The sequence below is a fragment of the Shinella sp. BE166 genome, from assembly GCF_051201095.1.
In the GTDB taxonomy this organism is placed as follows: domain Bacteria; phylum Pseudomonadota; class Alphaproteobacteria; order Rhizobiales; family Rhizobiaceae; genus Shinella; species Shinella lacus.
On sequence record NZ_JBPEHL010000012.1, the window covers coordinates 66132 to 87625 of the forward strand.

Here is a 21494-nt window from a genome sequence, read left to right on the forward strand (position 1 = left end):
CCTTCCTTCTATTCCTGGGTGATCGGGCGCGTCATGAGCTGCCCGATGGCGGTCTTCACGTCGAGCGTGCCGTCGATGATGCTGGCGACCGCGTCGGTGATCGGCATGTCGATGCCCTTGTCCGCGGCAACGCCGGAGGCGACCGAGGCTGCAAAGGCGCCTTCGACGAGGTCTCCCGACCAGCCGGCGGCTGTGCCATGACGGCCGAGCGCGATACCGAAGCGCAGGTTGCGCGACTGGTGGCTGGTGCCGGTGAGCACGAGATCGCCAAGGCCGGAAAGCCCGGTCACCGTGGTGCCCTCGCCGCCATGCGCCGCGACGAAGCGCGACAGCTCCGCAAGCCCGCGCGAAATCAGGGCCGCCCGCGCCGAATCGCCGAGCCCCGCGCCCTCGACGATGCCGCAGGCGATCGCCAGCACGTTCTTCAGCGCCCCGCCGAGCTGCACGCCGATCCGGTCGGTCGAGGGATAGAGCCGGAAGGTCGGCCCGGACAGCGCCTGCGCCAGCATCGCACCGATTTCCGCCGTGCGCGCGGCAACGACCATCGCCGTCGGCAGGCCCTTGGCGATATCGGCGGCAAAACCGGGACCGGAGAGCACCGCGATCTCGCGGCCGGGCAATTCCTCTTCCAGCACCTCGGTCAGGAGGCGGCCGGTGCCCTTCTCCATGCCCTTGGCGCAGATGACGACCGCCGTGCCGGGCGCCAGCAGATGGGCAAAGGCCCGCGCCGCCTCGCGCTGCGCCTGGGAGGGCATGGCGAAGAGCACGATGCCGGCGCCGCCAACGGCCTCGACATCCGCGCTGAAGGCGAGTGCGGGCGGCAGGTCGATGCCCGGCAGAACCTTTTCGTTGCGCCGTGCGGCACGCATGGCCTCGACAGCCTCGGCATTGCGGCCGATCAGCGTGACATCGCCGCCACTTGCTGCGGCGACGCTCGCCAGCGCCGTGCCGAAGGCGCCTGCGCCGATGACGGCGATCTTCGGGCTCGAACTCATGCCTTGGCTCCCCGCTTACCCGAGCCCAGCATCGTCGCCGCCTCGCGGTCGAGCGGCCAGCGCGAGCGCGGTGCGACCGCGAGGTTATCCGGCGCGAAACCGGCCGCCATGCGCTCCAGCCCCGCCCAGGCGATCATCGCGGCATTGTCGGTGCAGAGCGCCAGCGGCGGCGCGATGAAACGGAATTTGTTCTTGTCGCAGAGTGTCTGCAAGGTCGCGCGCAGTTCGGCATTCGCCGCCACACCGCCGGCCACGACCAGCGCCGGCGTCTCGACAGTCGGATGGAGCGTGCGGAACCGTTCAAGCCCGCGGCCGATGCGATCCTTCAGCGTGCGCGACACGGCGCGCTGGAAGGAGGCGCAGATATCCGCGATGTCCTGCTCCGTGACGGGCTCGATCGACTGCGCCGCCTGGCGCACCGCCGTCTTCAGCCCGGAAAATGAGAAATCGAGCCGCGCCTCGCCGACGAGCGGCCGCGGGAAGGTGAAACGTTCCGGATTACCCGTCTTCGCCATGCGCTCCACGGCCGGCCCGCCGGGATAGGGCAGGCCGAGCAGCTTGGCCGTCTTGTCGAAGGCTTCGCCCAGCGCATCGTCGATCGTCGTGCCCCATCTCTCGTAATCGTCGACGCCGCGCACCAGCACGAGCTGGGTATGGCCGCCGGAGACAAGCAGCATGAGATAGGGAAAGGCGAGCCCGTCCGTCAGCCGCGCCGTCAGCGCATGGCCTTCCAGATGGTTGACGGCATAGAGAGGCTTGCCCGTCGCCCGGGCTATCGCCTTGCCCGTCATCAGCCCGACGATGAGCCCGCCGATCAGCCCCGGCCCGCTCGTCGCGGCAATCGCATCGACATCCTTCAGCGACCGGCCGGAGCGCAGGAGCGCCTCGGAAATCAGGCTGTCGAGCGCTTCCACATGGGCGCGCGCCGCGATTTCCGGCACCACGCCGCCATAGGCGCTGTGCTCTTCGAGCTGGCTCAGCACCACCTCGCCGAGGATTTCACCCCTGCCATCCGCATCGCGCAGCACGACGGCCGCGGCGGTCTCGTCGCAGCTCGTTTCGATGCCGAGAATGGTCAATTGGGACGACATGAAGCACTAGGATTGATTGCGGGCGGCTTTAAAGCCGGTTACGAGACATCCCGGTAACAACGGATCAAGGCGGATGCAAACAAAACCTTTCAGGATCGGCACGCGCGGCAGCCCGCTGGCGCTCGCCCAGGCCCACGAGACCCGCGCACGCCTGATGGCCGCCCATGGCCTGCCGGAAGACATGTTCGAGATCGTCGTGCTCTCGACGAAGGGCGACCGTATCACCGACCGTTCGCTGGCGCTGATCGGCGGCAAGGGCCTGTTCACGGAAGAGATCGAGGCGCAGCTGTCCTCGGGCGAACTGGATTTCGCCGTGCATTCCTCCAAGGACATGCCGACGAAGCTGCCGGACGGCCTTTATCTCTCCGCCTTCCTGCCGCGCGAGGACATGCGCGACGCCTTCATCGGCCGCTCCGCCGCCCGGCTGCTGGATCTGCCGCAGGGCGCTACGGTCGGCTCGGCGTCGCTGCGCCGTCAGGCGCTCATCAAGCGTCTGCGGCCAGACCTCAACGTCATCGTCTTTCGCGGCCAGGTCGAGACCCGCCTGGCCAAGCTTGCCGAAGGCCAGGCGGATGCGACGCTGCTCGCCTATGCCGGCCTGAAGCGCCTCGGCAAGCTCGATGTGCCGACGGAAATCCTAGACCCCGTGTCCTTTCCGCCGGCCCCGGCGCAGGGCGCAATCGGCATCGAAAGCCGCATCGGCGATGCACGCATCGACGCGCTGCTGTCGGCCATCGACGACCGGCCGACGCGCGCCGCCGTCTCCTGCGAGCGCGGTTTCCTCGGCACGCTCGACGGCTCCTGTCGCACGCCGATTGCCGGTTACGCGACTGTCGAGGGCGAACACCTCCAGTTCCGCGGCATGATTCTCACGCCCGACGGCAGCCAGTTCCATGAAATCGAAACGAGCGGCCCGGTGGGTGACGCCGAGCGGCTCGGCGCAGCGGCGGGGCAGGCTATCCGCGACAAGGCGGGAGCGGATTTCTTCGAAAGCTGGGGCTGAGCCGTGCGCGTTCTCGTTCTTCGCCCGGAGCCCGCAGCCACCCGCACGGCGCGCAAGCTCGTGGCCCTGGGGCACGAGACGGTCCTGCTGTCGCTGTCCAAGCCGGAACATGACATCGATGCGGTGAAGGCAGCACTTGCCGAGCGCCATTCGGCCATCGCCATCACCAGCGCGGAAGTGGCGCGCCTGTTCGGCAAGATCGGCGACGACCTCGACCGCCACCTGCTGACGACCATCTTTTCCGTCGGCCAGGCATCGGCCCATGCCGCGGAAGAGGCGGGTTTCCGCACCGTGCTCACCCCCGGCGGCGACGGCAAGGACCTCGCGGAGATGATCGTCGCCCATTGCCGCGATTTCGGCATGCCCGCCGAGCCGATCCTCTACCTCGCCGGCTTGCCCCGCGCGCGCAGCTTCGAAACCCGGCTGACGGAAGCGGGCATTCCGTTCCGCACCGTCGAAGCCTACCGCATGGTGCCGGTCATCCCCAGGCGCACGGCGACGGAGACAGCCCTGCTGCGCCCGGTGCCGGATGCCGTGCTGTTCTATTCGCGCGAAAGTGCCCGCGCCTTCTTCGAACTGCCGCCGCTTGCCGAAATCCCGGAGCGGTTCCTCTCGACGCTGATGCTCTGCATGAGCGCAAATGTCGCAAAGGCCGTCCCGCAGCGTTTCGCGGCGCTGACGGTCGTCGCCTCCTCGCCCAACGAGGAAAGCCTGCTCGACCTGCTATAGCCGCAAGTGCCGGCGGATGAATCTGCCGCCGGGGTCTTTCCCTCGCCGCCTTCCCTGTCTAGGTTTAGTGCAGTGCACATGAATAGCAGGAGGTCGCCATGGAACCGGAAACCCCGTCCCGTCGCAAGAAAGCCGGCGACGAACCCGTGACGATCGACCTCGAAGCCGTTCCGGCCTCCGTCAGCAACGAGGCGCTCGCCGCCGAAGAAAAGCCGGAAGCCGACGCCGCGGCGCCGGACGCCGAGCCCGCGGAAACGACGACGACCGAGACGGCAACCACGGAAACCGTGACCGAAGAGACCGCCGCCGCCGAGCCCGAACCCATCGTCGAGGAAAAGCAGGACCCCGTTGAGCCCGCCCGCGCGACCTATGAGGAGCCGGTGCGTGCGCAAACGCCGCCGCCCCCGCAGAAAAGCAATGCGGGCACGCTTGCCGCCAGCATTCTCGGCGGCCTGATCGCGCTTCTCGGCGCCGGCAGCCTGCAATATGGCGGCTACCTGCCCGCACTCGGCCCGGACCGAGCCGGCGACACCAGCGCCGTTTCCGCCCTGTCCAACGAGGTCGAGGCGCTGAAGACCCGCCTTTCCGAGGCCGGCACCGCAAGCCCGGTCGATCTCCAGCCGATCGAGACGCGCATCGCCGCGCTCGAAAAATCGACGGCCGAAGGCACGGGCGCGACCGCCGCCGCCCCCGAAGCCGTCACCAAGCTCGAAGGCGACGTGACGCGGCTGGCGACGGAACTTGCGGCCCTGCGCGAGGCCATTGCGGCCGTAAGCTCGACCGAAAGCCAGTTGACCGAGCGCATCGCCGCAGCCGAACAGAAACTCGACGAACCGCGCAGCGACATCGCGATGGCGCGCGCGGTTGCCGCAAGCGCCCTCAAGACCGCGATCGACCGCGGCGGACCCTATCTCGCCGAACTGGAAGCCTTCGCCAGCATCTCGCCGGACGACCCCTCCGTCGCGGGCCTGCGCGAGCAGGCCGCCATCGGCGTGCCGTCGCGCTCGGATTTGGTGCGCGACTTCCAGAAGACGGCCGATGCCATTCTGGACGCCGTGCACCAGCCGGAAGGCGACCAGGGCATCTTCAACCGCCTGATGTCGAGCGCCGCCTCGGCAATCCGCGTGCGCCCCGTCGGCACCGTCGAGGGGGATTCGCCCGAGGCGATCGTTGCGCGCATCGAGACCAAGCTGCAGAACGGCGACTTCAAGGGCGCGCAGATCGAATGGCAGACCCTGCCGGAGGGGGGCCAGACCGCGGCAGCAGACTACAAGCGCACGCTTGACCAGCGCGTCGCCGTCGAAGGCCTGATCGGCGCCGTCGTTTCCGGCGCCATGAACGGCACGACAACCGGCAACCAGGGCTGAGGAGAAAGACTTCATGATTCGCATTCTGGTCTTCGCCCTCTTCGTACTGGCTCTCGCGGCGGGCTTCGCCTGGCTTGCCGACCGTCCCGGCGAACTCTCCATCATCTGGCAGGGCCAGCGGGCCGATATGAGCCTGATGGTCGCCGCCACGCTCGTCGTCTCGCTGATTGCCGCCGTCATGTTCACCTGGTGGATCGTGCGCGTGGTCTGGACCTCGCCGCACTCGATCCAGCGGTTCTTCCGTGCCCGCAAGCGCGACCGTGGCTACCAGGCGCTTTCCACCGGCCTGATCGCCGCCGGCGCGGGGGACGCCGCCGGCGCCCGGAAGATGCTGGGCCGCACCAAGGGCCTGCTGAGCGCCGATCAGGAGCCGCTGATCCACCTGCTCGAAGCGCAGGCCGCGATGATCGAAGGCCGCTACGACGACGCGCGCAAAAAATTCGAGCTGATGGCCGATGATCCGGAAACGCGCGAGCTCGGCCTGCGCGGCCTCTATCTGGAAGCCCGCCGCCTCGGCGCCAACGAAGCCGCACGGCAATATGCCGAGCGTGCCGCCGAAAAGGCGCCGCAGCTTCCCTGGGCGACGGAAGCGGCCCTCGAATACCGCTCCGAAGCCGGCGACTGGGACGAGGCGCTGCGCCTGCTCGGCGATGGCCGCTCCGGCTCGGCCGAGGAGAAGAAGGCGCATGCCCGCCGCCGGGCCGTGCTGCTCACCGCGCGCGCCTCCGCAAAGCTCGATGCCGACCGGAAGGGTGCGCGCGACGATGCCCAGCACGCGCTGAAACTCGACGAGAATTTCGTGCCGGCCGGCCTGATCGCCGCCAAGGCCTATCTGCGTGAAGACAACCTGCGCAAGGCCGCCTCCATTCTCGAAAAGCTCTGGAAGGCGACGGCGCATGGCGACGTGGCGAAACTTTACGTGCGCGCCCGCAGCGGCGATTCGGCGACCGACCGGCTGAAGCGCGCGGAAAAGCTCGAATCCCTCCGGCCGAACAATGCCGAGGCGCTCTATGCCGTCGCCGAGGCGGCACTTGAGACCCGCGACTTCACCCTTGCCCGCACCAAGGCCGAAGCCGCAGCGCGCCTCTCGCCGCGCGAAAGCGCCTTCCTGCTGCTGGCCGATATCGAGGACGCCGAGACCGGCGACCAGGGGCGTATTCGCCATTGGATGAACCAGGCGCTGAAGGCGCCGCGCGATCCGGCCTGGACGGCCGACGGCATCACGGCGCCGGAATGGCGCGCCATCTCGCCCGTCACCGGCCGTCTCGACGCCTTCGAATGGAAGACGCCGGTGAGCGAGCTTCAGGGGCCGATCGAGGAAGGCTCCACCGACAGCGTCGACGAGGCGATCCGCACCCTGCCGCCGCTCGCCATCGAGGCAAAGCCGGTCGTCAAGATCGAACCGGTCGAGACGAAGGAAGCCGAAAAGCCGGTGGTCGTCGCGAGTGTCGTCGAACCGGCCCCGGTGAAGGAAATCATCGTCGCGGAAAAGGCGAAGGCGAAGCCGGAACCCATCGTGGCCGAGGAGGAGGAACGACCCTTCTTCGGCCTGCCGGACGATCCGGGTGTCAAGGAAGGCGCCGTCAAACGGGACGGCACCAGCGGTTTCCGCTTGTTCTGAGAACACGTCCGGCAAAGCAACGGTTTGCTGGACGTTATGGGCATGCTCAAAGGGCTTGAGGGTAAACGGGGCGACAATCGATGTTCGAACGCTTGCAGCAGTTTCTGGCGAGCCTTTCCGGTGGCGAAAGCAAACCGGCCTTTGCCGCCGACGACCCGCGGGTCGCCGTCATCGCGCTCTGCATCCAGGTGATGGAGGCGGACGGCAAGGTGCTGGAGATCGAGAAGAAGGCGCTGCGCGCCCGCTTCAAGGAGCTTTACGGCGTCGACGAGGCCGAGCTCGACGCGCTCGTCGCCGCCGGCACCGATGCCGAGAGCGAGGCGATCGACTTCTTCCGCTTCACCTCGGAACTGAAGCGCCAGCTTTCGGAGGACCAGCGCGTCGACCTGATCGGCCTGCTCTGGGAAATCGTCTATGCGGATGGCGAGAGGAGCGAGATGGAGGATCACGCGATCTGGCGCATTGCCGACCTGCTCGCCGTCTCGGGCCGCGAACGCATCATGAAGCGGCAGCAAGTGGCCGAACGGGTGGGAGCCGTGGGGGAGAAAGAAGGAGAGGACGAAGCCTGAGCCATGCTCGATTTCCCCCGTAAACCGCGCCGCAGGCCGCCCGTGCTGGTCGTGCTGCACCAGGAGACCTCCAGCCCCGGCCGCGTCGGCCAGATCCTGCAGCAGATGGGCCATGCGCTGGATATCCGCCGCCCCGTGCTCGGCGATCCCCTGCCCGCCACGCTTGAGCACCACGCCGGCGCCGTCGTCTTCGGCGGGCCGATGAGCGCCAATGACGACGAGCCCTATGTGCGCGAGGAGATCGAGTGGCTCTCGGTGCCCCTGAAAGAGAACCGCCCCTTCCTCGGCATCTGCCTTGGCGCGCAGATGCTGGTCAAGAACCTCGGCGGCAGGGTGTTCGGCCATGAGGAGGGCTGGACGGAGATCGGCTGGTATCCGCTGAAGGCGACGGAGGCGGGCACCGCGCTGCTGCCCTGGCCGGAAATGGTCTACCAGTTCCACCGTGAAGGTTTCGACCTGCCATCCGGCGCTACATTGCTCGCAACCGGCCATCACTATGAGAACCAGGCCTTCCGCTATGGCGACAAGGCCTGGGGCATCCAGTTCCACGGCGAGCTGACGCTCGCCATGATGCATCGCTGGGTCGTGCGCGGCGCGCATCGTTTCGAGCTGCCGGGCGCGCAGGTGGGCCGCGCCCATCTCGATGGCCGCCTGCTGCACGATGCGGCATTGCGCCTCTGGATGACGTCCTTCCTCGACCGCATCTTCCACGAAGACTGACGGCAATTAAACATGTTGGCGGCGCATCCGGCGCGCGGCCTTGCTGGCTGCGCCCGCAATGGCTACATGTCAGCACGAAACCAATTGGAGACATCAATGATAGCGGTCATCAACACCCTATTGTTCATCATCAACATAGCGTGGTTCCTGGTGATCGCCTCGGCGATCTTCTCCTGGCTCTACGCCTTCAACGTCATCAACGCGAACAATCAGGTGATCGCGACCATCGGCCGCTCGCTCTACCAGCTGACTGAGCCGATCTACCGCCCGATCCGCCGCATCCTGCCGAATTTCGGCGGCGTGGACCTGTCGCCGCTCGTCGTGCTCGTCATCCTGTTCTTCCTGGAACAGGTGATCCGCACCGTGCTGGCGCCGGCGCTGCTCTCCTGAGCCAGCAGCAGTAGCCAGAAAAAGAAAATCCTCCGGATCGCTGGCGACCCGGAGGATTTTGTCGAACGGAACGAAGCGCTGGGAGCGCTTACTTGCCTTCGTTGTAGCGGGCGACCGCTTCGAGGATCATCCTCTTGGCGACGTCGACATCCTGCCAGCCGGCGATCTTCACCCACTTGCCGGGCTCCAGATCCTTGTAATGCGTGAAGAAGTGCTCGATCTGCTTGAGCGTGATTTCCGGCAGGTCGGTGTAGTTGGCGACCTTGTCGTAGCGGCGCGTCAGCTTCGGCACCGGCACGGCGATGATCTTTTCGTCCTTACCGCCATCGTCTTCCATGACCAGAACGCCGATCGGGCGCACATTGATCACGCAGCCCGGAACGAGCGGGCGGGTGTTGGCGATGAGCACGTCGATCGGGTCGCCGTCTTCCGACAGCGTGTGCGGCACGAAGCCGTAATTGCCCGGATAGGTCATCGGCGTGTAGAGGAAACGGTCGACGACGAGCGCGCCGGCTTCCTTGTCCATCTCGTACTTGATCGGGTGGCCGCCGACCGGCACCTCGACAATGACGTTCACGTCGTCCGGCGGGTTCTTGCCAACGGAAATCGCATCGATACGCATGGAGGGGCTCCCTGAACTGCGGTGGTTTGTTTGCGGGCTTCCTAATGCGAATCCCGTTGCAGCGCAACATGACTTTCGCCGGGGGCCGAATAGACCGACCCGGTCCGCCGTCTCCAAAAGGACCCGGAGGATTACAGATGCGCCCGATACACCTCGTTCTCGCCGCCGCCCTTGCCGCCGTCTCGGCCACGGCTGCCTCGGCCAATGAAAGCGCCTATACCGAGCGCAATCTCGACGCCTGCGAGACCCTGTCGCAAACCGACGAAGGCCCGAGCATCACGATGAAATGCGCCGGCTACAAGGATCTGGCCGTCTATTTCAAGGAAGGCGACCTCCGGCAAAGCCAGGCCTATGGGCCGATCGGCAAGATTTGGCTGGATGAAGCTTTCGAAAGCTTCGGCCCGTTCAACCACACCAATGCGAAGGTCGAATGGCGCCTCGGCGCGAATGGCGCACCCATCGCCACCATCGTGCGCTGGTTCGTCTCCGATCCGGAAACGACGAGCGACACCACCACGCGCTACGGCCAGGTCTTGGTCGTCTCGACGGTGGCGACGGCGGAAGATCCGACAAGCTGCGTCGTCGGTTATGTCGATGCGCTGGAGAACAAGGATGCCAATACGCTTGCCCGCACGGTGGCGGACGAAGAGGCATCCAGCTTCATCTGCAACAAGAGCGAGCCGCAATGGCACGGCACCCGCGGAAAACTCGCCGGGGAACCGATGCGCTATCTGCCGGGAAAAACCGAATAGGTCTTCGTTTCACGCCTGCCGTTATCGGCAGGCTTCAGGACCAGACGAAACCGACCTTCTTCAGTTCCTTCTCGCCGAAATTCTCCATGCCTTCGGCAATGTCGCGCCCGCCGGCGGAGCGGAAGAAGCGGTCGGCGTGCTCGCTGTCTTCCAAGCACCAGACGATCATGCCGTTGCAGCCGAGCGACTTCAGCAGGCGCTGCGCCTCGCCGAACAGCAGCCGGCCAAGGCCGATGCCCTGGTATTCCGGGCGAAGGTAAAGCTCGTAGATCTCGCCTTCCTGCGGCAGCGCACGGGCGCGGTTGAGGCCGAGCGTGGCGTAACCGGCCACGGTGCCGGCGACATCGAGCACCAGAAGCGTCGCTGGACCGCGTGTCGCCTTGCGCCACCAGGTCTCGTTCCGGCGGTCGACCATCTGGATCAGCGGTTTGTGCGGAATGAGGCCGCCATAGGCCTGCAGCCACGACACCCGATGCGTTTCGGATATCGCGCGCGCGTCCTGCGGCTCGGCGCGCCGCACATCGATCGACAGTGTTTTCATAACACGACTCTTATTCCGGCACCGATTCCACCGGAATCCCGCGGCAGGAGAAGTCTCTCTTTCCCCACAGGCGAGTTCCGTATGGCACACGGAAAAGTTAACGCTTTTTTAACAAACGTCACAAGTCGTAAAACGATGGCACACACATGAAAAACCCCGGTGCAGGCACCGGGGTTCAAAATGTCTCGTTTCGGGAAGAAGCGCTTATGCCGCGCCGGCGGCACGCTGCTTGTCGAATCGCTTGCGGTCGTTGGCGTCGAGGAACATCTTGCGCAGACGGATGGACTTCGGCGTCACTTCCATCAACTCGTCGTCCTGGATCCACGAGAGAGCGCGGTCGAGCGTCATGCGGATCGGCGGGGTCAGCTTCACGGCTTCATCCTTGCCGGCGGCGCGGATGTTGGTGAGCTGCTTGCCCTTCAGCACGTTGACCTCGAGGTCGTTGTCACGGGTGTGGATGCCGATGATCATGCCCGCATAGACCTTTTCGCCCGGCTCGATGATCATCGGGCCGCGGTCTTCGAGGTTGAACATGGCATAGGCAACGGCTTCGCCCGACGCGTTCGACAGCAGCACGCCATTGACGCGGCCGCCGATCGCACCCTTGTAGGGCTGGTAATCGTGGAACAGGCGGTTCATGACGGCCGTGCCGCGCGTGTCGGTCAGGAGTTCCGACTGGTAGCCGATCAGGCCGCGGGTCGGCGCCAGGAACTTCAGGCGAATACGGTTGCCGCCCGACGGACGGAGCTCCGTCATCTCGGCCTTGCGCTCGGACATCTTCTGCACGACGATACCCGAATGCTCTTCGTCAACGTCGACGACGACTTCTTCGATCGGCTCCATCGTGGTGCCGTTCTCGTCCTTGTGCATGACGACGCGCGGACGAGACACGGCGAGTTCAAAACCTTCGCGACGCATCGTCTCGATCAGAACGGCGAGCTGAAGTTCGCCGCGGCCGGAAACGTAGAACGAATCCTTGCCTTCGGCCTCTTCGATCTTCAGCGCGACATTGCCTTCGGCTTCCTTGAACAGGCGGTCGCGGATGACGCGGCTCGTCACCTTGTCGCCTTCGGTGCCGGCAAGCGGGCTGTCATTGACGATGAAGGACATGGTCACGGTCGGCGGGTCGATCGGCTGCGCCTTCATGGCTTCGGTGACCGAGGGATCGCAGAACGTGTCGGCGACGGTGCCCTTGGAGAGACCGGCGATCGCGACGATGTCGCCCGCATGCGCCTCATCGATCGCCGTGCGCTCGATGCCGCGGAAGGCGAGGATCTTCGAGATACGGCCGGTTTCGATCAGTTTGCCGTCCTGGCCGAGAACCTTGACGGCCTGGTTCGGCTTGATCGAGCCGGAATGGATGCGGCCGGTGATGATGCGGCCGAGGAAGGGGTTGGCTTCCAGAATCGTGCCGATCAGGCGGAACGGGCCTTCGGCGACCGTCGGCTCCGGAACGTGCTTCAGCACGAGGTCGAGCAGCGGCGCCATGCCTTCGTCCTTCGGGCCTTCCGGGTTGACGTTCATCCAGCCGTTGCGGCCCGAACCATAGAGGATCGGGAAGTCGAGCTGCTCGTCGGTGGCGTCGAGATTGGCGAACAGGTCGAACACCTCGTTCAGCACTTCTTCGTGGCGGCCGTCCGGACGGTCGATTTTGTTGATCGCGACGATCGGCTTCAGACCGACCTTCAGCGCCTTGCCGACCACGAACTTGGTCTGCGGCATCGGGCCTTCCGAGCTATCGACGAGAACGATCGCGCCGTCCACCATCGAGAGGATGCGCTCCACTTCGCCGCCGAAGTCGGCGTGGCCGGGGGTGTCGACGATGTTGATGCGAACGCCCTTCCAATCCACCGAGGTCGCCTTGGCGAGAATGGTGATGCCGCGTTCCTTTTCGAGGTCGTTCGAGTCCATCACGCGTTCGGCGACGCGCTGGTTTTCACGGAACGAGCCGGACTGCTTCAGAAGCTCGTCAACGAGCGTGGTCTTGCCATGGTCGACGTGCGCGATGATCGCGATATTGCGGATGGACATGGTATAATCTCTGAGGTTCGGGGCGCGCAGGGTATGAGGGCGCCGTCTTCAATGGCCGGGCTCTTACATGTTTTTCCGCAATTGCGAAAGGGGCGGGACGCAACTCTGTTATCCTTCCGGCTCAAGGCTCGCTCGGATGCCACACCTCACGACGTGCGCACCGGCGGCAGCGTGACCCGCCAGAGCTCCTGATCCTCCCGGTCCATCAGCCGCACGGTCATCTCCTCGCTCGCGCCATGGATGTCGACGAGGCCGAAGAATTGCAGGCCGGCCGACGGCGGAAGATTGCTGTCGACGCCGCCCTTCGAGGATTTGATGAAGCGGACTTCGGGGCCGAAGGTGCTGTCGAGCGGCTTTGGCCCATACGTGCCGGAATGCAGCGGGCCGGAGACAAATTCCCAGAACGGATTGAACTCCTGGAATTTCGCGCGCGACGGATCGTAGTGGTGCGCGGCGGTATAGTGCACGTCCGCCGTCAGCCAGACGACATTGTGGATCGCATTGTCGCGCATGAAGGAGAGCAAGTCGGCGATTTCCCGCTCGCGTGCTGCCGGCGGGCCGTTGAGGCCATCCGCCACGCCCTCGTAGCCGAGGCTGTTGGAATAATCGTCCCAGATGACGAGGCCGAGCGGCATGTCACAGGCGATCACCTTCCAGACCGCCTGTGAAGCCGCAAGCTCGCGCCGCAGCCAATCCGCCTGCCGCCAGCCGAACAGGCCGTTCTCCGTGCCGCCCTGGTTGGGGCTGCGATAGGAGCGCAGGTCGACGAAGAACACGTCGAGCAGCGGCCCATAAGCGACCTTGCGGAAGATGCGGCCCGGCTCGGTGGGGAAATAGCGGATCGACGTCATCTCGTGGAAGGCGCGCCGCGCGCGGGCTTCGTAAATGCCGATCTCCTTGTCCGGATAGCGCCGGTCCCCAGTGAGATCGCTCGATTCCGACCAGTTGTTCAGCACCTCGTGGTCGTCCCACTGGAAGAAGGTCGGGCACTGGCTGTTGAAGGCCAGCAGGTGATCGTCGAGCAGATTGTATTTCCACTGCCCCCGGAATTCTTCCAGCGTGCGAGCCACGTTGCGCTTCTCGTCGGTGACGATGCGGTTCTTCCACACACCCCCGTCGCGCAAGGGGATTTCGTCCGGGATCGGGCCGTCCGCATAGACCGTATCGCCCGAATGGATGAAGAAATCCGGCTCGTGGCGCAGCATCGTCGAATAGGTCTTCATGCCGACATCGTCGATGCCCCAGCCCTGCCCGGCGGTATCGCCCGACCAGACGAAGCGCACCGACCGATTGCGCATCGGCGCCGTGCGAAAGCGCCCGACGATCGGCTCGGAGACGAGATGGCTGGAATAGGGGTCGTTGGCCGTGAAGCGGTAAAAAATGTCCTGGTCCGGCAGCAGACCCTGCAGCATTGCCTTGACCGTGTTGTCGGACGTCCCCAGCGCCTTCTGCACCGGCATCCGGGCCGCATTGGTGAAACTGTCGGTGGTCGAATATTCGAGCATCACCTCCGCCGGCCGGTCGATGCGCGCCCAGACCACGCCGGAGGAACAATCGACGTCGCCGGACTGCACGCCGTGGGAGAAGGCCGGACTGCCATGCCGCCGCGCATAATAGGGAACCGCCAGCGCAGAGGATGTGGCCAGTGCGCCGGCCCCCGCAGTCAGAAGAAACGAGCGCCGCGTCAGCGTCTCGGGAACAATCGCCATGCCACCTCCGGCCTGACCCGCGAATCGAAACGCCAGGCGGGCAGACCATGAGTCTTCGCCATGTCAGTCCGGTAACGGGAGCATGACGTTTCGCCAAAAGTTCGGTGACGGGAGGATGACGGCACGAGGTGGCGCGGGCAGTTGCCAGCCGAAGCCACCGCTCCCACGCCGCAGGTTTCTGGCCACAGCCGCAGCCTCTCCTCCGTCATGGTCGGGCCTGACCCGACCATCCACCCACCGGCACGCCGTGGATGTGGATCCTCGGGTCAAGCCCGAGGATGACGTTGGTGGGTGGGGACGACCTTCGAAAGAGAAGGCGGCCCGTCAGGCCGCCAGCCCCTTTTTCTCCAGCATCGCCTCCGGGCTCGGCAGCTTGCCGCGGAAGGCCTTGTAGGCGTCTTCCGGGTCGACGGAGCCGCCGACGGCGTAGATGTAGGTCTTCAGCCGTTCGGCCATGGCGGGGTTGAAGGCGTCGCCCGTCTCGGTGAAGGCGGCGAAGGCGTCGGCATCCAGCACCTCCGACCACATGTAGGAATAGTAGCCGGCCGAATAGCCGTCACCGGAGAATACGTGCTGGAAGTGCGGCGTCGCGTGGCGCATGACGATGGATTTCGGCAGGCCGATCTTTTCCAGTACCTCCGCCTGCACCGTCATCGGATCGTCCACCGGACCGCGCGTATGAAACGCCATGTCGACCAGCGCGGAGGAGGTGAACTCCACCGTCGCAAAGCCGGAATTGAAGGTGCGGGCAGCGAGAACCTTGTCGAGCAGCGCCTGCGGCATCGCCTCGCCCGTCTGGTAATGCACCGCATAACGCGTCAAAATTTCCGGCACGGTCAGCCAATGTTCGTAGAGTTGCGAGGGCAGCTCGACGAAATCGCGCGACACGCCGGTGCCCGAGACGGAGGGATAGGTGACGTCGGACAGCATACCGTGCAGCGCATGACCGAATTCGTGGAACAGCGTGCGTGCATCGTCGAGCGAAAGCAGCGCCGGCTTGCCTTCCGCGGGCTTCGCGAAATTGCAGACGTTGTAGATGATCGGGATTTCGCCGACGGTGCCATTCTTGAGCGGCAGGCGGTGCTGGCTCTGGTAGGAGCTCATCCAGGCGCCGGAGCGTTTTGACGAGCGGGCGAAATAATCGCCGAGAAACATGGCGACGAGTTTGTCGTTGCGATCGCGGATCTCGAAGACCCGCACATCCGGATGATAGGCCGGCACATCCTTCTTCTCGATCGCGTGGATATCGAACAGGCGTTCGGCGACATCGAAGCAGGCCTCGATGATCTTTTCGAGCTGGAGGTAGGGTTTCAGTTCGGCCTCGGAGAAGTTGAATTTCCGGGAGCGCTGCTTTTCCGCATAATAGCGCCAGTCCCAGGGCATGACCTCGTGGTTGCGCCCTTCCTCCGCGACAAGGGCGGCAAGTTCCGCCTCCTCCTCGCGCGCCCGAGCCACAGCCTTTTCCCAGACCTGCATCAAGAGGCCGTTCACCGCCTGCGGCGTCTTCGCCATCGTGTTGTCGAGCTTCAGCGCCGCGAAATTCTCGTAGCCGAGCAGGCCGGCCTTTTCGGCGCGCAGCGTCAGCGTCTCCTTGACGATGCCGCGATTGTCCGTAGCCCCCTCGTTTTCGCCGCGCGCCACCCAGGCCCTGAAGGCCTGCTCGCGCAGGTCGCGCCGTGCTGAGGCGGTGAGGAACGGCTCGATGATCGAGCGCGACAGCGTCACCGCATAGCGCCCGTCATGGCCGCGTTCCCGCGCCGCCGCCGCCATGGCGTCTTTCAGGAAATCCGGCAGGCCATCGAGCGCATCGCCCTCGTCGAGATAGAGCGCCCACTCCTTCTCGTCGGCGAGCACGTTCTGGCCGAATTTCGCGCCGAGACCGGCCAGCGTCTCGTTGATCGAGGAGAGCCGTTCCTGCTCGGGCTTTTCGAGCTTGGCGCCGGATTTGACGAAACCCTTCCAGTGCCGTTCCAGCACCCGGGTCTGCTCCAGCGAAAGCCCCAGGGCCTCCCGGCCTTCCCACAGCGCATCGATGCGCTGGAAGAGCGCGGCGTTGGTGCCGATCTTCGAATAGTGCCGCGACATTTTTGGCGCGATCTCGCGTTCCAGCGCCTGGATCACGTCGTTGGTGTTGGCGCCCGCCCGGCTCCAGAACAGCGCCGAGACGCGGGAAAGCTCATCGCCGGCGGTTTCGAGCGCGACGATGGTGTTCTCGAAGGTCGCGGGCTCCGGATTGCCGGCGATCGCGTCGATCTCCGCCTCGTGCGACGCCAGCGCCGCATCGAAGCTCGCCGCGAAGGCCTCGTCCTTGACGAGATCGAAACGCGGCAGGCCGTTGAGGCCGGTCCATTCGACGAGGGCGGGATCGATGCGCGTTTCGGTCATGGGGCTGGTCCTTCGTGGCAAATCATCGTGCGGCGAATATAGGAAGGGACAGGGGCATTGGTACAGGGCGCCCACCAGAAAATACGGGAACCGGACGCGCCTGTCCGCGTTTGGACGATGTGGCGCCCTGCCTCTTGACGCGGAAGGCAACTTCGGAGAGAACAGCCCCATCCGCGGCCTTTGACTTGGGTTGCCGCGGGAACCCTGGTGCCGGGCCCCTCTGGCGAGAGTTTTTACGGCGCTCTCGTGATGTCGGTACCGCCAGCAATTAGCCGGCGGATTCATACGCACATGAACATCCTGACCATGCCTTACCCGCATGCCCGTTGTGGTATGCGCAAACTCGTTTCTTCCCTCACCGTGGCTTCCAGAATGGAGGCGCTGTCATGATCGGCAACGGCGAAGGCAAGACCACCCTCTCCTATCTCAAATGGGCATTAATCTCGACCGGCATCGGCCTGGCGCTCGGCGCCTGGCTCGGCTGGCAGACGACCGGAACGATCTCCGGCATGGCGACCGTCTTCTTCATCTGCGCCGTTCTCGCGGTGCTGGAGATTTCGCTCTCCTTCGACAATGCCATTGTGAATGCCAACAAGCTCAAGGACATGACGCCGGTCTGGCAACGCCGGTTCCTGACCTGGGGCATCCTGATTGCCGTCTTCGGCATGCGCATCGTCTTCCCGCTGCTGATCGTCGTCATCGCCGCCGGTATCGGCCCGATCGATGCGCTCATCCTCGCAGCCCGCGAGCCTGCGGAATATGCCCGCATCATGAATGACGCGCACCTGCCGATCGCTGCCTTCGGCGGCACCTTCCTCATGATGGTCGGCCTCACCTACTTCTTCAACCATGAGAAGGACGTGCACTGGATCGGCTTCATCGAGAAGCACATGGCTCGGTCTGCGACCGTCAAGGGCATCGAGATCGCCTTCGTTCTCGCGCTCATCATCGGTTTCTCGAAGCTTCTGGAACCGGCGGAGGCCAACACCTTCGTGCATGCGGCGGTCTACGGCCTTCTCACCTTCCTGGCAGTGGAAGTGATCGGTGGCCTGCTTGATGCGTCGCAGAAGGCGATGTCGGAAGCGGCCAAGGGCGGCCTCGGCGCCTTCATCTATCTGGAAGTGCTCGACGCCAGCTTCTCCTTCGATGGCGTCATCGGCGCCTTTGCGCTGACGCAGAACCTCTTCGTCATCGCCATCGGCTTGGGCATCGGCGCCATGTATGTGCGCTCGATGACCATTATGCTGGTGGAGAAGGGCACGCTGGCCGAATACCGCTACCTGGAGCACGGCGCGTTCTACGCGATCCTGATCCTCTCGGTGGTCATGTACTGCCAGACGCTGGTGCACATTCCGGAGGTCATTACCGGCCTTGGCGGCGCCACGCTCATCGGCATCTCGCTCTGGTCCTCTATCCGTTACAACAGGCGCGAGAAGGAAATGGGGCATCACGGCGCCCCGCATGCCGGCGACCGCGTCGCGGCACAGCTCGGCGAGAAAGCCTAAGAAATCTCAGCCGGCCGTTTCGACGGCCGGCTTCTTCTTACGGGAAGAAGTAATCCTGAAATACAGAAGGCCCGCTGGTCTTGCGACCAGCGGGCCTTTTCATTGGGAGAATTCGCTGACCCGCGTTAGACGCGCGGGAAATCGGCGGGGTTGATGCCGAGGGTCTTCAGGTCGCGTTCCTTCGGGCGGCGGTGCCCTTCGACTGCCGCGGCGGCTGCATTGGCAGCGCTCAGTACGGCGAAGGCCCGGCCGAAGAAGCCCTGGGCGAAGGAGTTGCGGAGGGTGGTCATTTGGATTGCTCGCTTTCTGTTTTAGCTTACGAGCAGAAGATGATGCTTCAGGCCCGAAAGAACAACAGACGGATTGTCAGGCCAGCCATGCAAATGATGCAGGCCGGAAACGAGGTTTCCGGCCTGCATGTTTTCAATCGTTAAAGAACAGTATCAGTCTTCGTTCGCCGCAAACTGCGAGAGAACTTCGCCCTTGCCGCGCGCGCGCAGGATGAGCGGCACGACGACGGCGAGAACCGCGACCGCGAAGAGCACGGCGGCGATCGGCGACATGAAGAGCGAGGTCACGTCGCCCTGGCTGATCGCCAACGCGCGGCGCAACTGCTGTTCCGCCATCGGCCCGAGGATGAGGCCGACGACGACGGGCGCGATCGGATAGCCGAAGATACGCATGGCGAAACCGAGCAGGCCGAAGGTCAGCAACATGCCGAGCTCGAACACCGACGGATTGGCGCCGATCGTGCCGAGGGTCGCAAACAGCAGGATGCCGGCATAGAGCCAGGGCTTCGGGATGGTCAGAAGCTTCACCCACAGGCCGATCAGCGGCAGGTTCAGCACCAGCAGCATGAAATTGGCGATCAGCAGGCTGGCGATGAGGCCCCAGACGAGCTGCGGATTGGTCGCAAACAGCAGCGGTCCGGGCTGGAGCCCATATTGCTGGAAGCCGGCGAGCATGATCGCCGCGGTCGCCGTCGTCGGCAGGCCGAGGGAGAGCAGCGGCACCAGCGTGCCGGCGGCGGATGCATTGTTCGCCGCTTCCGGACCGGCGACGCCCTCGATGGCGCCCTTGCCAAACTCGTCCTTGTGCTTGGAGAACTGCTTTTCCGTCGAATAGGACAGGAAGCTCGCGATGTCGGCACCGCCGGCCGGCATGGCGCCGATCGGGAAGCCGATGAAGGTGCCGCGCAGCCAGGGTTTCCAAGAGCGCGCCCAGTCCTCCTTGCTCATCCAGACCGAGCCCTTGACCGCCTCCACCTTCTCGGGGATGCGGTCGCCCTGACAGGCGACGTAGAGCGTCTCGCCGATGGCGAACATGGCGACGGCGAGCGTCGTCACCTCGATACCGTCGAGCAGGTCCGGAATGCCGAAGGAAAGCCGCGCCTGGCCGGTCTGCTGGTCGATGCCGATGACGGCAAGGCCGAGGCCGACGAAGAGGGCGGTGAGGCCGCGCAGCGTCGAATCGCCGAAGGCGGCCGACACGGTCACGAAGGCGAGCACCATCAGCGCAAAATATTCGCGCGGGCCGAAGGAGAGCGCGAATTTCACCACGAAGGGCGCGATAAAGGCGAGGCCGAGCGTCGCGATGAGGCCGGCGACGAAGGAGCCGATCGCCGCCGTCGCGAGCGCCGGTCCGCCGCGCCCGGCGCGCGCCATCTTGTTGCCTTCGAGCGCGGTGACGACCGAGGCGCTTTCGCCCGGCGTGTTGAGCAGGATCGACGTCGTCGAGCCGCCATACATGCCGCCGTAATAGATGCCGGCGAACATGATCAGCGAACCGGCCGGATCGAGCTTGTAGGTGACGGGCAGGAGCAGCGCCACGGTGAGCGCCGGGCCGATGCCGGGCAGAACGCCGACGGCGGTGCCGAGCGTAACGCCGATCAGCGCATAGAGCAGGTTCATCGGCTGGGCGGCGATGGCGACGCCCTGCAACAGGAATTCGAAAGTACCCATCGGTCAGGTCCTCAGAAGAACAGGTGCTCGAGCGGCCCGGCGGGCAGCGAGAGTTGCAGGAAGCGGCCGAAGATGATGAAGACGACGAAGCTCAGCGCGATGCCGATCGGCAGCGATATCCAGAGCTTGCGCCGGCCGAAGCCGAAGGCGGTGAGCGCGAAGAGCACGCCCGTGGCAATGGAAAAGCCCGCGGTCTTGAGCAGCAGCATCTGTGCGGCAAGGCCCGCGACGATCATCACGACCGGCTGGATCTCGACGGGCTCGCGCTCGGGAAAATCGCCGCGCCAGGCTTCGAAACCCGTCCAGATGGCGAGCAGTGCCAGGCCGATGGCCACGACATGCGGCACGGTGGCAGGGCCGATGCGGGAATAGTTGCTCATTTCCGCAAGGCGCCCGGCATCCCACCAGATCACGGCGGCGAGGATGAAGAGGACCGGTGCGATGACCAGCGCCGCCCGATCAGGGCGGCGCTTTCCGTGTGAGGACGGGACCTCGCTCATTTGACGAGCCCGATATCCTTGAGGATGGCTTCCGTCGAGGCGACATCCTTGTCGAGCTGTGCCTTGAAGGCGTCACCGGCGAGATAGGTGTTCTGCCAGCCCTTCGTCTTCAGCGTTTCCTTCCAGGAGTCGGAATTGACCGCCTTCTCGATGTCGGCGTTGATCGCGGCGACCTGCTCGGCCGAAAGGCCGGGAGCCGCGGCAACCATGCGCCAGTTTTCGACGACGACGTCGAGGCCGCCTTCCTTGATGGTCGGGGCGTCGATGCCTTCGATGCGCTCGGCGCTGGAGATGGCGATCAGGCGCAGCGTGCCGGCCTTCACCTGGGCTTCGAACTCGCCGTAGCCGGAAATGCCGGCCGTCACCTGGTTGCCGAGGATCGCGGCGAGCGCTTCACCGCCGCCCGCATAGGCGACGTAGTTGATCTTGGTCGGATCGACGCCGGCCGCCTTGGCGATCAGGCCGACAGCGATGTGGTCCGTGCCGCCGGCCGAGCCGCCAGCCCAGGAAACTGCGCCCGGGTCCGCCTTGAGCGCGGTGACGAGGTCCTGCATGTTCTGGATCGGCGAGGCGGCCGGAACGACGATCGCTTCATATTCGCCGGTGAGGCGGGCGATCGGCGTGACGTCCTTGAGGGTGACCGGCGACTGGTTGGTGAGGATCGCGCCGACCATGACGTAGCCGCCGATGATGAGGGCGTTGGCATTGCCCGAATTCTGGCTCGCGAACTGGGCAAGGCCGATCGTGCCGCCGGCGCCCGGAACGTTGATCACCTGGACGCTGCCGGAGATCTTTTCATCCTGCAGGACCGTCTGCAGCGAGCGGGCCGTCTGGTCCCAGCCGCCGCCGGGGCCGGCCGGTGCGATGATCGAATAATCTGCGGCGAAGGCCGGCAGCGCCATGGCGCCGGCAATAAGGGATGCCAGGAAGAAATGTTTCAAGAGTGTGTCCTCCATCAGGCGCGGCTGAAATCCGCGCGTCGTTGCTTATGGGGGGAGGAACG

Annotated in this window: 20 protein-coding genes; 9 read left to right on the forward strand and 11 right to left on the reverse strand. The window is 65.1% G+C overall.

Translation table 11 applies throughout. The features are described 5' to 3' along the window. Positions 1 to 8: 8 nt before the first annotated feature. Complete coding sequence (locus tag J2Y63_RS24825) at positions 9 to 995, reverse strand: NAD(P)H-dependent glycerol-3-phosphate dehydrogenase (RefSeq protein WP_435268276.1); 987 nt, start codon at positions 993 to 995, stop codon at positions 9 to 11. Continuing rightward, positions 992 to 2086, reverse strand: coding sequence for a tRNA (adenosine(37)-N6)-threonylcarbamoyltransferase complex transferase subunit TsaD (tsaD, locus tag J2Y63_RS24830; protein ID WP_435268277.1), 1095 nt, complete (start codon positions 2084 to 2086; stop codon positions 992 to 994). The genes J2Y63_RS24825 and tsaD overlap by 4 nt, the downstream gene beginning before the upstream one ends. A gap of 73 nt (positions 2087 to 2159) precedes the next feature. Between tsaD and hemC the strand changes: the two genes are divergently transcribed. The 7 genes from hemC to J2Y63_RS24865 all read left to right on the forward strand — a co-directional run bounded on the left by hemC (position 2160) and on the right by J2Y63_RS24865 (position 8485). After that, positions 2160 to 3089 carry a hydroxymethylbilane synthase gene (hemC, locus tag J2Y63_RS24835; protein ID WP_435268278.1) on the forward strand — a complete coding sequence of 310 codons (930 nt, stop codon included), beginning with the start codon at positions 2160 to 2162 and terminating at the stop codon, positions 3087 to 3089. A 3-nt stretch (positions 3090 to 3092) separates the two neighbouring features. After that, entirely contained in the window at positions 3093 to 3818 is a 726-nt protein-coding gene (locus tag J2Y63_RS24840; protein WP_435268279.1) for a uroporphyrinogen-III synthase, read from the forward strand. Between the two features lie 98 nt (positions 3819 to 3916). After that, positions 3917 to 5185: a COG4223 family protein gene (locus J2Y63_RS24845; RefSeq protein WP_435268280.1), complete on the forward strand. Its 1269-nt coding sequence runs from the start codon at positions 3917 to 3919 to the stop codon at positions 5183 to 5185. Positions 5186 to 5198: 13 nt separating this feature from the next. Beyond that, positions 5199 to 6806, forward strand: a complete 1608-nt coding sequence (locus J2Y63_RS24850; RefSeq protein ID WP_435268281.1) for a heme biosynthesis protein HemY — start codon at positions 5199 to 5201, stop codon at positions 6804 to 6806. An 80-nt stretch (positions 6807 to 6886) separates the two neighbouring features. Continuing rightward, entirely contained in the window at positions 6887 to 7375 is a 489-nt protein-coding gene (locus tag J2Y63_RS24855) for a TerB family tellurite resistance protein (protein ID WP_256119444.1), read from the forward strand. Between the two features lie 3 nt (positions 7376 to 7378). Continuing rightward, positions 7379 to 8095: a glutamine amidotransferase gene (locus J2Y63_RS24860; RefSeq protein ID WP_435268282.1), complete on the forward strand. Its 717-nt coding sequence runs from the start codon at positions 7379 to 7381 to the stop codon at positions 8093 to 8095. Positions 8096 to 8191: 96 nt separating this feature from the next. Continuing rightward, complete coding sequence (locus tag J2Y63_RS24865; RefSeq protein WP_256119446.1) at positions 8192 to 8485, forward strand: YggT family protein; 294 nt, start codon at positions 8192 to 8194, stop codon at positions 8483 to 8485. A gap of 88 nt (positions 8486 to 8573) precedes the next feature. Here J2Y63_RS24865 and ppa read toward each other — a convergent pair whose 3' ends face one another. Then, positions 8574 to 9107 (reverse strand): inorganic diphosphatase, encoded by a 534-nt coding sequence (gene ppa / locus J2Y63_RS24870; protein WP_256119447.1) that lies wholly within the window; start codon positions 9105 to 9107, stop codon positions 8574 to 8576. A 137-nt stretch (positions 9108 to 9244) separates the two neighbouring features. On the opposite strand from ppa, the gene J2Y63_RS24875 reads away from it, so the two are divergent. Beyond that, a complete protein-coding gene (locus J2Y63_RS24875; RefSeq protein ID WP_435268283.1) occupies positions 9245 to 9859 on the forward strand; it encodes a hypothetical protein in 615 nt (204 codons plus the stop codon). A gap of 34 nt (positions 9860 to 9893) precedes the next feature. Here the strand turns inward: J2Y63_RS24875 and J2Y63_RS24880 are convergent, their stop codons facing one another. The 4 genes from J2Y63_RS24880 to J2Y63_RS24895 all read right to left on the reverse strand — a co-directional run bounded on the left by J2Y63_RS24880 (position 9894) and on the right by J2Y63_RS24895 (position 16525). Beyond that, a complete protein-coding gene (locus tag J2Y63_RS24880) occupies positions 9894 to 10400 on the reverse strand; it encodes a GNAT family N-acetyltransferase (protein ID WP_256119449.1) in 507 nt (168 codons plus the stop codon). 204 nt (positions 10401 to 10604) lie between these two features. Beyond that, positions 10605 to 12431: a translational GTPase TypA gene (typA, locus tag J2Y63_RS24885; protein ID WP_435268284.1), complete on the reverse strand. Its 1827-nt coding sequence runs from the start codon at positions 12429 to 12431 to the stop codon at positions 10605 to 10607. Positions 12432 to 12577: 146 nt separating this feature from the next. Further along, a complete protein-coding gene (locus J2Y63_RS24890) occupies positions 12578 to 14140 on the reverse strand; it encodes an alkaline phosphatase D family protein (protein ID WP_435268285.1) in 1563 nt (520 codons plus the stop codon). 324 nt (positions 14141 to 14464) lie between these two features. Next, the gene (locus J2Y63_RS24895) at positions 14465 to 16525 is read right to left on the reverse strand and encodes a M3 family metallopeptidase (RefSeq protein ID WP_435268286.1); all 2061 of its coding nucleotides are present in this window, start codon (positions 16523 to 16525) and stop codon (positions 14465 to 14467) included. A 386-nt stretch (positions 16526 to 16911) separates the two neighbouring features. On the opposite strand from J2Y63_RS24895, the gene J2Y63_RS24900 reads away from it, so the two are divergent. Further along, complete coding sequence (locus J2Y63_RS24900) at positions 16912 to 18030, forward strand: DUF475 domain-containing protein (RefSeq protein ID WP_435268287.1); 1119 nt, start codon at positions 16912 to 16914, stop codon at positions 18028 to 18030. 125 nt (positions 18031 to 18155) lie between these two features. Here J2Y63_RS24900 and J2Y63_RS24905 read toward each other — a convergent pair whose 3' ends face one another. The 4 genes from J2Y63_RS24905 to J2Y63_RS24920 all read right to left on the reverse strand — a co-directional run bounded on the left by J2Y63_RS24905 (position 18156) and on the right by J2Y63_RS24920 (position 21432). Beyond that, entirely contained in the window at positions 18156 to 18320 is a 165-nt protein-coding gene (locus tag J2Y63_RS24905; protein ID WP_171902425.1) for a hypothetical protein, read from the reverse strand. Positions 18321 to 18473: 153 nt separating this feature from the next. Further along, entirely contained in the window at positions 18474 to 19991 is a 1518-nt protein-coding gene (locus J2Y63_RS24910; protein WP_435268288.1) for a tripartite tricarboxylate transporter permease, read from the reverse strand. An 11-nt stretch (positions 19992 to 20002) separates the two neighbouring features. Next, positions 20003 to 20491, reverse strand: a complete 489-nt coding sequence (locus J2Y63_RS24915; RefSeq protein WP_435268289.1) for a tripartite tricarboxylate transporter TctB family protein — start codon at positions 20489 to 20491, stop codon at positions 20003 to 20005. Continuing rightward, positions 20488 to 21432 carry a Bug family tripartite tricarboxylate transporter substrate binding protein gene (locus J2Y63_RS24920; RefSeq protein WP_435268290.1) on the reverse strand — a complete coding sequence of 315 codons (945 nt, stop codon included), beginning with the start codon at positions 21430 to 21432 and terminating at the stop codon, positions 20488 to 20490. The genes J2Y63_RS24915 and J2Y63_RS24920 overlap by 4 nt, the downstream gene beginning before the upstream one ends. Positions 21433 to 21494: the final 62 nt, after the last annotated feature.